This is a genomic window from Parvibaculum sp., from assembly GCF_030694575.1.
Classification (GTDB): domain Bacteria; phylum Pseudomonadota; class Alphaproteobacteria; order Parvibaculales; family Parvibaculaceae; genus Parvibaculum.
Window position 1 is genome coordinate 1 of sequence record NZ_JAUYUS010000025.1, and the last position, 12,057, is coordinate 12,057.

A 12,057-nucleotide genomic window follows, 5' to 3' on the forward strand; every position below is an offset into this window, starting at 1 on the left:
GAGCACGACGGATATGATCCAGAAGCGCACGACGACGGTCGGCTCCGCCCAGCCCTTCTGTTCGAAATGATGATGCAGCGGCGCCATCCGGAAGACGCGCTTGCCCGTGAGCTTGAACGACGCCACCTGCACGATGACCGATACCGCTTCGAGCACAAACAGCCCGCCGATGATCGCCAGCACCAGCTCGTGCTTCGCCGCCACCGCGATCGCGCCGAGCGCGCCGCCGAGTGCAAGCGAACCCGTGTCGCCCATGAACACCATCGCGGGCGGCGCGTTGTACCAGAGGAAACCGAGCCCCGCCCCGATCAGCGCCCCGCAAAAGACCGCAAGCTCGCCCGTCCCCGGCACGAAATGGATCTGCAGATAATCCGCGAACACCGCATTGCCGACGAGATAGACGATGAGCCCGAGCGATGCCGCCGCGATCATCACCGGCACGATGGCGAGCCCGTCCAGCCCGTCGGTCAGGTTCACCGCATTGGACGAACCGACGATCACGAGCGCGCCGAACAGGAAGAAGAACCCGCCGAGTTCGATCAGCAGCGTCTTGAAGAACGGCACGGTCAGCGCCGTCTGCAGCGGCTCGCTCGACACCAGCACCAGCGCCCACATCGCCACCAGCGCAATCGCGAATTCGAAGAACAGCTTCACCCGCCCCGGCACGCCCTTCGGCGAAATCTTCGAGACTTTCAGGTAGTCGTCCGCGAAACCCACCGCGCCGAAACCGAGCGTCACGAACAGCACGATCCAGACATAGCGGTTGCTCCAGTCCGCCCACAGCAGCACCGAAGGCACGAGCCCGACCAGAATGAGAAAGCCGCCCATCGTCGGCGTGCCCTGCTTCTGGATGATATGCGTCTGCGGCCCGTCCTCGCGGATCGGCTGGCCGCGCCGCTGCCGCGCTTTCAGCATCGCGATGATGCGCGGACCGAACAGGAAGCTGATGAGCAGCGCCGTCACCGTCGCGCCGCCGGTGCGGAACGTGATGTAGCGGAACACGTTGAATGCCTGAACCTCGTTCGCCATGCCGCCGAGCAGATCGTAAAGCATCAGTTCGTCCCCCTGTTGCGCCGGATGCTCTCGCCGTCGTCGTCGCCCAGCCCCCTGAGCAGTTCGACAAGCGGCCCCATGCGGGAACCGAGAGAACCCTTCACCATCACCACATCGCCCGGCTCCACGGCATCGCGGAGCAGCGGCCCGAGTTCGGCGGATGTTTCCGCGTAAGCGCCCTGCGCCGCCGCCGGCAGCGCCTTGTAGAGCTCGCGCATATGCGGCCCGCAGGCGAAAACGAGATCGATGTCCGCCTCGCGCACGGCGTCGGCAAGCCCGCGATGCATCGCGATCGACGTCTCGCCGAGTTCCAGCATGTCGCCCATGACGGCGATGCGGCGTCCTTTGCCTTCCGGCTTCGCGCGGCTGAGCGCGTCCAGCGCCGCGCGCATCGAAACCGGATTGGCGTTGTAGCTTTCGTCGACCACGGTGAATTGCCCGAGCGGCGCCGACACGATGTGCCTCTCGCCGCGCCCCTTCGGCGCCTTGAGGTTCGCCATCGCGAGCGCCGCCATCGCCAGGTCCGCGTCCAGCGCATGCACGCAGGCGAGCATGGCGAGCGAGTTCATCACGATGTGGCGTCCCGGCACGGCCAGCTTGTAGGTCACGGGCTGGCCGCAGATCGTGGCGGAGACGCAGGAGCAGTCTTCCTTCAGCGCCGCCTTCTCCAGCCGCGCATCCGCATTCCTGTGTTCGCCGAACGAGATGATGCGCCCCGCGCCGCTCTTCTCCGCCTTCGCGCGCAGCCTCTCGAAATGCGGATTGTCGCGATTGAGAATGGCGACGCCGCCCTTCTGCAGCCCGTCGAAAATCTCGCCCTTCGCATCGGCGATCTGCTCGACCGAGTCGAAGAACTCCATATGCACCGCCTCGACCGTCGTGATGAGCGCGACGAACGGCTCGACGAGTTGCGACAGCGGTGTGATCTCGCCGGGATGGTTCATCCCCACTTCGAAAATGCCGAAGCGCGTTCCGGCGGGCATCCGCGCGAGAGACAGTGGCACCCCCCAGAGATTGTTGTAGGAGGCGGCGGAAGCATGCGTCGCTCCCTGCTCGGAAAGAATGAGCTTCAGCGCTTCCTTCGTTCCCGTCTTGCCGACGCTGCCGGTCACCGCGACGACCTTCGCCCGCGTCCGCGCCCGCGCCGCGCGGCCAAGCGCGTTCAGCGCCGCCAGCGTATCGGCCACGACGACGAGCGGCCCTGCCGCGCACATCGCATCCGTCGGCGCGCTCACGATGGCCGCGGCCGCGCCCCTCTTCAGGGCGCTTTCCACATAGGCATGGCCGTCCGAATTCTCGCCGATGATGGCGACGAAGAGATCGCCCGCTTCCAGCGTCCGGCTGTCGATGGAAACGCCGCTCGCGCTCCACCCGGCGCCCTCGGCCTTTCCGCCCGTCGCGGTCAGCACGTCTTCTTTCGTCCACAGAGGCGCGCTCATGCGGCACCTCCGATTTTCTTCGCCGCCGCGCGGATCGCGTCATGGTCGGAGAAAGGCAGCACCTTGTCGCCGACGATCTGCCCGGTCTCGTGTCCCTTGCCCGCCACCACGAGAACGTCGCCCGGCTGCAGCGCCCGCATCGCCGTCTCGATGGCCGCCGCCCGGTCGCCGATTTCGCTCGCCCCCGGGCAGCCCTTCAGCACGGCGGCGCGAATGGCGGCTGCCTCTTCGCTGCGCGGGTTGTCGTCGGTCACATATATAATGTCGGCAAGCTTCGCCGCCGCCGCGCCCATCAGCGGGCGCTTGCCCGCGTCGCGGTCGCCGCCGCAGCCGAACACGACGGAGAGTTTCCCTTGCGTGTGCGGGCGGATCGCCTCCAGCACGTTTTCCAGCGCGTCCGGCGTATGCGCGTAATCGATATAGACGGAGGCGCCGTTCGGAAGATGCGCCGCCTCTTCCATGCGGCCCTTCGCGCCGGTCAGCTTTTCCAGCGCCGCGAAGACCTTCTCCGCCGCGCCGCCACAGCCGATGGCCAGCCCCGCCGCCACCAGCGCGTTCGACGCCTGGAAGCCGCCGACCAGCGGCAGGTCGACCGCGTAGTTCTTGCCTTCATGCACGAGTTCGAGCGTCTGTCCGCGCAGTGTCGGCCGCGCGGCGGCGAGGAAGATGCCCTTGCCCTTCCGCCCGACGGAGATGATGCGGTGTCCCCGCGCCCAGCACACGGCTTCGAATTCGGCATATTGCGGGCTGTCGGCATTGAGCACGGCCACGCCGCCCGGCCCCATCACCTCGCCGAAGAGACGCAGCTTCGCATAGAGGTAGTCGTCGAAGCTGGTGTGATAGTCCATGTGGTCGCGCGTGATATTGGTGAAGCCCGCCGCGCGCAGCTTCACGCCGTCGAGCCTGTATTGCGCGAGCCCGTGGCTCGAGGCTTCCATTGCGAGATGCGTCACGCCCTCTTTCGCCAGCGCCGCCAGCTCCGCCTGCAGCGCCACGGGATCGGGCGTCGTATAGCCGAGTGGCCGTTCGCCCCTGGGACTGGTCACGCCGAGCGTGCCGAGGCTCGCCGCCTCCTCGCCCAGCGCCGCCCAGATTTCCCGCAGGAAGGTCGCGATCGAGGTCTTGCCGTTGGTGCCCGTCACCGCGGCGACGGTGCGCGGCTGCGCGCCGAAGAATTTCGCGGCCATCAGTGCGAGGCGGCGGCGCGGATTGCGGTCGGCGATCACAGGCACGCCCGCCGTTACCGCCGCGCCGAGCGGCACGAGCAGCGCGGACGCGCCTTTCTCGATTGCCTGTGCAATGAATTTTGTGCCGTCGAGCTTCGTCCCCGGCAGCGCCGCGAACAGATAGCCCGGCCGTACCGCGCGGCTGTCCGCCGTCAGGCCGAGTATCTCCGTCGCCCCCCCTTCGGGAAGCGCGAGATCGGACCCGATCAACGCCGACAACTGCATATCACCCAACATTCCGTCTATCGTCTCGCCAACTCACGTTGCTGCCTTGCGGGCACTACTGCCCGCCCGTCGCGTCATACGAAACCAGTTTCGCCTCGCGCAGCCCCTCCGGCAGCACCTTGGGCGCCGGCCGCACGCCGAGCAGCGGCGCCACCCGGGCCACCACGCGCGCCGTCACCGGCGCTGCGTTCCAGCCGGCAGTCGCATAGCCGTAAGTGTTCTTGGTCGCCTTCGGCTCGTCGAACATCACGATCATCGCGTAACGGGGATCGTTGGCCGGGAAGGCACTGATGAAGGATGTAATGAGCTTGTTGCGCGCATAGCGGCCGTTCTCCGGCTTCTCCGCGGTGCCCGTCTTTCCCATCACCGGATAGCCCGGCACGTCGGCCTTCTTGCCCGTGCCTTCCGCCACCACCATCCGCAGCAGTCCCCGCATCGTGTTGCTCGTCTCGGTCGAGACCACGCGCTCCCCGAGCCGCGGCTCGTTGTGGCGCAGGAAGGTCGGCTTCACCTTGAAGCCGCCATTGACGATGGTCGACACCGCGCTCACTACTTGCAGCGGTGTCACGGCAATGCCATGGCCGTATGATGTCGTGATCGTGGCAAGCTCGCTCCAGCGCGCGGGCAGCAGCGGCGCGCCCGCTTCCGGCAGTTCGATGTCCGGCCGCGTCAGAAGCCCGAAGCGGCCGAGATAGGCGCGATGCTCCTCGCCGCCCAACTGCAGCGCGATCTTCGCGGTGCCGATATTCGACGAATGAATGAAGACTTCCGGCACGCTGAGCCACCGGTTCTCCGCATGGAAGTCGTGAATGGTGAAGCGCGCCACCTTCAGCGGCTGCGACGCATCGAACCTGCCGTTGAGGTTCACCTTGCCGCTGTCGAGCGCGGCGGCCAGCGTCACCGCCTTGAAGACAGAGCCCATTTCGTAGACGCCGAGCGTCGCCCGGTTGAAGCGCGTCTCGTCGGAGGACGACATCGGATCGTTCGGATCGAAATCCGGCAACGACGTCATCGCCACCACTTCGCCGGTGTGAACGTCCATGATGACGCCGGCCGCGCCGAGCGCGCTGAACTCCACCATCGCCTTTTCAAGTTCGTCGCGCAGCGCGTGCTGCACATGCAGGTCGAGCGACAGCATCACCGTGGTCCCGCGCTCGAAGCGCGGCATGTCGTGGGCGTCGGTTCGCCCGAGCTTGCGGTCCATATAGCGTTCGATGCCGGCCGTCCCGCGATTGTCGAGATCGACCATGCCGAGCACATTGGAGCCGGTCTTGCCGTTCGGATAGACCCGCTTCTGCTCGTTGCGGAAGTCGAGGCCCGGCAACCCGAGATAGTGAACCGCATATTGCTGCTTCGGCGTGAGGTCGCGCTTCAACCACATGAAGGCCTTGCCGGAGGCAAGCTTCGCCGTCACGTCCGCCACGTTGAGATCGGGCAGCACGCTCACAAGCTGGCGCGCCGTCTCGGCCGGATCGATCACATAGCGCCCGTCGGCGAAGAGCGAGGCCGTCGCAATGTCGGTCGCCATCACCTCGCCGTTCCGGTCGACGATGTCGGGCCGGTGAACCTGGGTGGGGCCGGCGGCGACGATGGTGCCTTCCGCGCCGCTGCCCACGATCGCGAGCCCGACCAGCCGCGCGCCGATCAGCGTGAAGCAGGCGGCGAAGATCGTGAGCGCGAGAAAGATGCGCCGCTGCGATGGCGTGCGGCCGTTCGCGCCCTCGCCTGCGCGCGGCTGGCGCGGCTTGGCGATGGCGTCGTAGCCGAGCGGCAGGTAGCGCGTGCTGGACCTTGTATCTGCGCGGCGGCCGATCATTGAACGGTGCTCCCTGTCATGCCGATTTCGGCCGGCGAGACGCCCGCATAACCGCCGCGCGGCTGGCGGTTCGACGGCACGTAGAATTCATCCGCCATGTGCGGCATCGGTACATCCTCGAACGTGCCGATCTGCGCCGCCGTCAGCGGCTTCAGCGCCGAATAGCGCGCGGCGAGTTCCTGCAGCCGTTCGGGCTGGTTGAGATAGCTCCACTCGGCGCGCAGCACGCGAATGGCTTCCTGCTCCTTGGCGATCCGCTGTTTAAGCTGGCGCGCCTGCCTGTCGGCGCCCTCCGCGCGATACTTGATGTCGTAGAGACCGACCGAAAGGCCGATCACCGCCATGACGAGCAGCAGGTTGATGACGCGGATCATGCGAGCCCCCCGTCGAGCGAGGGGACAGCGCGGAAGCCGAGCGCGCCGAGGTCGAGCGGCAGCGCGGGCGCGGCCGTGCGCTCCGCCGCCCTGAGCTTCGCGGAACGGGCCCGCACGTTGAGTTCGACTTCGGCGTCCGACGCCTTCAGCGCCTTGTGCGCGATTTCGCGAAACGACGGCGCGGCTTCGTCGCGTTCCGGCATGTAGCGGTTCGCGCGCCCCGCCCGTCCCGTCCGCGCGGTGAGGAAGCGCTTCACGATCCGGTCTTCGAGCGAATGGAATGCGACGACGGCGAGCCGGCCGCCTTCATGCAGCAGCGCCTCCGCGCCCGAAAGACCGCGCGCGAGTTCGCCCAGTTCGTCGTTCACGAAAATGCGCAGCGCCTGGAATGTTCGCGTCGCGGGATGAATACGGTCCTGCGGCTTGCGGTGAATGACGCTGGCCACGAGGTCGGCGAGTTCGAGCGTGCGGTGGAGTTCGGCCGTCTGCCGCGCCGCCACGATGGCGCGCGCCACGGCCCGCGCCCTCTTCTCCTCGCCGTAGACGGCGATGATGCGCGCGAGATCGGCTTCGTCGAAATGATTGACCACGTCCGCGGCCGAGGGGCCTTCGCCGCCCATCCGCATGTCGAGCGGCCCGTCCTGCTGGAACGAGAAGCCGCGCTCCGCCTGGTCGAGCTGCATGGAGGAAACGCCGATATCGAGCACCACGCCGTCGACCGAGGCATGGCCGAGCGCGCGGACCAGCCGCTCCATGTCGCCGAAGCGGCCTTCGATCAGCGTCAGCCGGCCGGCGAATTCGGTGGCGAGCGCACGGCCCCTGACGATCGCCGTCGGATCGCGGTCGATCGCCAGCACCGCGCAGTCCGCCGCGCCGAGGATCGCGCGCGTATAGCCGCCCGCGCCGAAAGTACCATCCACATAAAGGCCGCCATCGCGGGGCTTCAGCACATCGAGCACGTCGGCCAGCATCACCGGGACATGGGGGGTGGCGCCCGTCTGGCCGTTGTCGCTCATTGGCCGCCCCCGCCATCGGGCCTTTGGGCCGCATAGGTCGATTTCAGCAATTCACGGAAGCCGGGAACCCGCTTCTGCGCTTCGACGGCGAAAGCGGCATAGGCCTTCGGTTCCCAGATCTGGAAGCGCGGCCCCGCGCCCACGAAGACCGCTTCGTCGGTGAGGCCGGCAAGCTCGCGCAGATTGTCGGGCAGGTTCACGCGCCCGTCGGCGTCGAACGTCAGTTCCGCGCTCTCGCCCAGCAGCACGGAGGCGAGCATGTCGCGCTCCTCCGAGAACGGGTCGAGCCGCGCCAGCATCCGGTCGATCTCGGTGGAGAAGCTCGGCCCGCAGCCTTCGATGAACTTGCCCTCGCTCAGCGGCGGAAAGCAGATGATCCCGTTCAGCCCCTGGGCGATCGAGACGGCACGAAACTTCGCCGGCACGGAAACCCGTCCCTTCGAGTCGATCTTGTTCGTGTAACGCCCCCGGAACGAGTCCATCGTCCGACTTCTCCCTCTATCGGACTGCCCCTCTGCCCGAGGGGGTCCTGCGTCCTCGGGACCGGCTGGCTCCAAACGGGGCCGCATGGTGGTATACGGGACATCATGGGATACCATGGGATATCATGGGCGTCAACGGGAAACCCTAGTATTTTCGCGGTTTTGCGCGCCTCTGGACAGTCTTAACAGGTCGTTAAAATTCTAGATACTGTGAGAACATAATAAGAACAAAGCATAGACAAAGTACTCGCCTGCGTCAGCGCGGGACACCGTCCCAGGCCCCTCCAAACACGAGCCCGCCACCCGCCCGGACCCGTTCGGGACGGCACATGGCCAAACCCCGAAAAATCTGTTTGTGACAGATTGATGACAATACGATGACAGTGAGGGTGTCAGATGGCCTGTAAGCCGGGTTCTGTGCCCTTGCGGGCGATGGCCATTCATCTGGGACGCCCGTTGCCGGGCGCCTCGAGCAACCAACCCGGGCGGCGGCCCGGAAACGGGTTGTCAGGCTAAGTGCCTGAACTGCCGCCCCTATTTGGTTTTGCTCCCGGTGGGGTTTGCCGTGCCGCGTCCGTTACCGTCCGCGCGGTGCGCTCTTACCGCACCCTTTCACCCTTACCTGACCCGCGGGTCAGGCGGTTTGCTTTCTGTGGCACTTTCCCTGAGGTCGCCCCCGCCGGCCATTAACCGGCACCGTGTTTCCGTGGAGCCCGGACTTTCCTCTGCGTTTGCACGCAGCAGCCATCCGGCCATCTGACGCAGTGGAAATGGGCCTAAAAGGCGCGTAGGTCAAGGCTATTGCGATTGCCGACACCCATACCGATATGGGGCGGGACAGAAACTCAGTACCGGGAGAAACAAAATGAAAGCCGCCGTCTACTACGAGAACGGACCGCCGAGCGTATTCAAGTACGAGGACGTACCCGATCCCGAATGCCTGCCGCAGGGCATCGTCATCAAGGTCGAAGCCGTCAGCATCGAAGGTGGCGACACGTTGAACCGCGCGCGCGGCGAGCTTGCCTCGAAGCCGCACATCGTCGGTTACCAGGCGGCCGGCACGATCGTCGAGGTCGGCAATGAAGTAACCCATCTGAAGCCGGGTCAACGCGTAACGACCGTCAACATGCACGGCTCGCATGCCGAACTCCGGGCGGTCTTCGCGCGCACGGCGTGGGTCGTGCCCGACAACATGGACATTCGCGAGGCGGCAGCGATACCCGTGCCTTTCGGCACGGCGCATGACTGCCTCTTCGAATTCGGACACCTGAAAGCCGGTGAAACCGTTCTCGTGCAGGCAGGCGCGGGCGCCGTCGGCCTCGCCGCCATCCAGATCGCCAAAAGAGCCGGTGCCACCGTCATCGCGACGGCTTCGAGCGACGAACGGCTCGAAGGCCTGAAGCAATACGGCATGGACCATGGCATCAACTACAAAACGCAAGACCTGGTTGCCGAAGCCAAGCGTCTCACCGACAATCGCGGCGTGAACCTCGTCGTCGATCCGGTCGGCGGCTCGACGCTCCAGAAGTCGATCCTCGCCCTTGGCTATCGGGGCCGCATCTCGATGGTCGGCAATGCCGGCCGCGAAGAAATGCGCGTGGATGTTTCAACCATGATGGGTGGCAACCAGTCGCTCTCCGGTGTCTTCCTCGGTGCTGAAATTTTCAGCGACCGCGTGCATGACAACATCCAGAAACTGATCGACGACATCGCGAAGGGCGAACTTAAAGTCGTACTCGACAAGTCCTTCCCGCTGAAGGACGCAGCGGCAGCGCATGAATATATCGAGAGCCGCAAGGCTTTCGGCCGCGTGACGCTGATCCCCTAAGCGAGAGACTTTACGGCCTCGAGAAGCCGGCGGAGTGTGGCGACAGTAGAAATATCCGCCACCCCGTCGACTTTTTGAGGACGAAAATGACGCTGAAACGCCGTCACGACGGCCTCGGTCGCATCGTCGTATCGGCCGAGCACCTCAAGCCCGTAGCCGTAATCGGCAAGCAGATACTGCAATTCCGCGACAGTGTCGCCGCGATCTCCGTTCTGCAGCACCGGCCCTTCGATGACGGGTTCCGGCTCAAGCCAGACCCCGACGCCAGCGCGCGCAAGCCGCGCCCAATCGAACCACTCACCCGGATCCGCCTTCCGCGCCGGCGCGATGTCCGAATGGCCGAGCACGCGCCTCGGCGGAATCCGATGACGCGACAGGATGTCGAGGCAGAGCGCCTCGACCGCATCCATCTGCGCATCCGGATAAGGCGGGCATCCGAAATCATGACCGCCATTCGCGATTTCGATGCCGATGGAACAACCGTTTATGTCGGTGTCGCCCGCCCAGTTTCCGGCGCCCGCATGCCAGGCGCGAAGATGCTCCGGCACCATGCGCGTGATCGCTCCGTCCTCGTCGACCATATAGTGCGACGACACTTTCGCGGCCGGATCGCAAAGACGCGCAGCCGCCTCTTCCGCGCTCGCCATCCCCGTGTAATGCAAAAGCAGAATGTCGACGGCGCGGCCTGCGGGCCGTTCGTTGAAATTCGGGGAGGGTCGCTCCTTGCAGAAAATTGGCATCAGGGCCCCGTATCCACAATCCGCTTCTGGCGTATCGACACGATGAGAACGCCGGTAAGCGCAATCAACGCACCGACGATCATACGTGTCGTGAGGATTTCGCCAAGCAGCGTCACGGCGAAAAAGACCGTGAACACAGGCGAAAGCAGCGTCAACGGTGCGGTCTGCGTCACCTCATAGCGCTGCAGAAGATAATAGATGCCGGCATGACCGACCAGGCTGGAGGCGAAGGCGACATAGAAGACGCCCGCCCAGTCCAGCAGATCGGCCGTCATGATGAGCCCGAAACTGCCGCTCTCGAATATTGCCGACGCGCCGAGCATCAGCGGCGCGGCGGCAACCGCCACCCAGGCCTGCAATTCGAACACACCGACATTCTTGATCTGGCGCTGAAAGATCGTGCCAATCGAGCCGACAAAGGCCGACGCAACGACGAAGAGCAACCCGTCGATATAGGTGAATACCACCGGATCGAAGCTGATGACCATGACGCCGAGAAACGACAGCGAGATGCCGAGCCAGCGCCGCCAGTGAACCTGCTCCTTCAGGAAGACGATCGACATGATGGTGGCGAAGGGCACGCCAAGCTGGCTCGTCACCGCAACGACCGAGGCGTTGGACAGTGCAAGGCCGACGAAGAAGAAGCCGAAACCGACGGGCCCGGCGCACAAGGCGATGATGATGACCTGCTTCATCCGCCCCTTGTGAATTTTCAGGAACGGAAACAGCACCAGCACGATCAGCGTGAAGCGGAGCGCGGCGAAAAGCAGCGGCGGAAAATGGTCGAGCGAAACCTTGGCCGCGATGAGAGCGAAGCCCCAGATCAGATTAATCAGGACCATGAAGCCCAAATGAAGGGGGGTCATCGCGATTCCGTGGCGCCAGGTACGGCGCCCACCACTCGCGGGGCGCCTCAGGCACTGTTGTTAGCGCAGCGCGGGGGCGGCGCCTAGGGCATGAACGAGGAAATTATGGGCTTGAAAAGGCGACCCATAGAACGGGCAACCGTCAGGCGGCAATGTCGCGCTGTTTTACGATCTTCCCGTAGGCCACATTGATCGCCGCCAGCTTTTCATTGGCGATGGTGACCATTTCCTTCGGAACGCCGCGCGCTATCAGCGTATCGGGGTGGTTTTCCCGAACGAGACGGCGATAGGCCTTTTTCAGATCGTCATCGGAAATATCGGGCGTAATGCCGAGCACGAGATAGGGATCGCCCTTTTCCTGACCGAGATGGCTGGCCCGGATACGGGCGAATTCGATTTCGGAAAAGCCGAAAATATCCGCAACCGTGCGCAGATACTCCAGCTCCTGCACATGGACGTACCCATCCGCCTTCGCAATGTGAAAGAGCGCATCGATCACGTCCTCAAGGACGGCCGGCCGGTCCTGATAGATGCGGGCCACCTGCCGCGCATAAGCTTCGAAGCCGGCGACATCCTGCTGCGCCACCCGATAGACCCGCGAGACATTCTTCGCCTCGCCGGGCGGCACCTGGAAAATCTCTTCAAAGGCCCGGATTTCGGCGTCGCTGACTTCGCCATCCGCCTTGGCCATCTTGGCCGATAGCGCAATAAGGGCGATCGTGAACACGACTTCGCTGTCCTGGAGCGCCCGGTCGACGACGATATGTCCGGCGACCGCGCCCAGAAGCGCACCCAAGGGCCCACCGACGGCTAAGCCAACGCCGGCGCCCGCGATTTTTCCCCAAATCGACATGGCACCCAGCTTAGGACGTTTTTCCGAATCTCGCATCTGCGAAATACGAGCAAGACCTTGCGTAAATCGTCAAAAGCTCGTGATGAAGGAGCGGAAAAAGTCCTGCACTTTCGCGGATGCAGCACCCGGGCCGTTATGG

11 protein-coding genes and 1 other RNA gene are annotated in these 12,057 nt (G+C 64.9%); 1 reads left to right on the top strand and 11 read right to left on the bottom strand.

The genetic code is table 11. The features are described from left to right. From mraY to rnpB, 8 genes are all read right to left on the bottom strand, one after another. On the bottom strand, positions 1-1,053 hold a 1,053-nt coding region (gene mraY, locus Q8S60_RS04775), incomplete at its 3' end, for a phospho-N-acetylmuramoyl-pentapeptide-transferase (RefSeq protein WP_305668394.1). Further along, positions 1,053-2,492 carry a UDP-N-acetylmuramoylalanyl-D-glutamyl-2,6-diaminopimelate--D-alanyl-D-alanine ligase gene (locus Q8S60_RS04780; protein ID WP_305668395.1) on the bottom strand — a complete coding sequence of 480 codons (1,440 nt, stop codon included), beginning with the start codon at positions 2,490-2,492 and terminating at the stop codon, positions 1,053-1,055. The genes mraY and Q8S60_RS04780, both read right to left, overlap by 1 nt. After that, positions 2,489-3,943: a UDP-N-acetylmuramoyl-L-alanyl-D-glutamate--2,6-diaminopimelate ligase gene (locus tag Q8S60_RS04785; RefSeq protein ID WP_305276782.1), complete on the bottom strand. Its 1,455-nt coding sequence runs from the start codon at positions 3,941-3,943 to the stop codon at positions 2,489-2,491. Before Q8S60_RS04785 ends, Q8S60_RS04780 begins: the two co-directional genes overlap by 4 nt. 55 nt (positions 3,944-3,998) lie before the next feature. After that, on the bottom strand, positions 3,999-5,759 hold the full coding sequence (locus Q8S60_RS04790; RefSeq protein ID WP_305276482.1) for a penicillin-binding protein 2: 1,761 nt from the start codon (positions 5,757-5,759) through the stop codon (positions 3,999-4,001). Further along, complete coding sequence (locus tag Q8S60_RS04795) at positions 5,756-6,133, bottom strand: hypothetical protein (protein WP_305276481.1); 378 nt, start codon at positions 6,131-6,133, stop codon at positions 5,756-5,758. Before Q8S60_RS04795 ends, Q8S60_RS04790 begins: the two co-directional genes overlap by 4 nt. Then, positions 6,130-7,149, bottom strand: coding sequence for a 16S rRNA (cytosine(1402)-N(4))-methyltransferase RsmH (gene rsmH, locus Q8S60_RS04800; protein ID WP_305276480.1), 1,020 nt, complete (start codon positions 7,147-7,149; stop codon positions 6,130-6,132). Before rsmH ends, Q8S60_RS04795 begins: the two co-directional genes overlap by 4 nt. Next, positions 7,146-7,631 (bottom strand): division/cell wall cluster transcriptional repressor MraZ, encoded by a 486-nt coding sequence (locus tag Q8S60_RS04805; protein ID WP_305276479.1) that lies wholly within the window; start codon positions 7,629-7,631, stop codon positions 7,146-7,148. Before Q8S60_RS04805 ends, rsmH begins: the two co-directional genes overlap by 4 nt. Positions 7,632-8,019: 388 nt before the next feature. Further along, positions 8,020-8,391, bottom strand: an RNA gene (gene rnpB, locus Q8S60_RS04810) — RNase P RNA component class A. A gap of 105 nt (positions 8,392-8,496) precedes the next feature. On the opposite strand from rnpB, the gene Q8S60_RS04815 reads away from it, so the two are divergent. Then, positions 8,497-9,459 carry a zinc-binding alcohol dehydrogenase family protein gene (locus Q8S60_RS04815; RefSeq protein WP_305276478.1) on the top strand — a complete coding sequence of 321 codons (963 nt, stop codon included), beginning with the start codon at positions 8,497-8,499 and terminating at the stop codon, positions 9,457-9,459. Here the strand turns inward: Q8S60_RS04815 and Q8S60_RS04820 are convergent. The 3 genes from Q8S60_RS04820 to Q8S60_RS04830 all read right to left on the bottom strand — a co-directional run bounded on the left by Q8S60_RS04820 (position 9,456) and on the right by Q8S60_RS04830 (position 11,918). Further along, positions 9,456-10,199, bottom strand: coding sequence for an N-acetylmuramoyl-L-alanine amidase (locus Q8S60_RS04820; RefSeq protein WP_305276477.1), 744 nt, complete (start codon positions 10,197-10,199; stop codon positions 9,456-9,458). The genes Q8S60_RS04815 and Q8S60_RS04820 overlap by 4 nt on opposite strands. After that, a complete protein-coding gene (locus Q8S60_RS04825; RefSeq protein WP_305276476.1) occupies positions 10,199-11,065 on the bottom strand; it encodes a DMT family transporter in 867 nt (288 codons plus the stop codon). The genes Q8S60_RS04820 and Q8S60_RS04825 overlap by 1 nt, the downstream gene beginning before the upstream one ends. 142 nt (positions 11,066-11,207) lie before the next feature. Continuing rightward, positions 11,208-11,918, bottom strand: a complete 711-nt coding sequence (locus tag Q8S60_RS04830) for a TerB family tellurite resistance protein (RefSeq protein WP_305276475.1) — start codon at positions 11,916-11,918, stop codon at positions 11,208-11,210. Between the last annotated feature and the right edge of the window lie 139 nt (positions 11,919-12,057).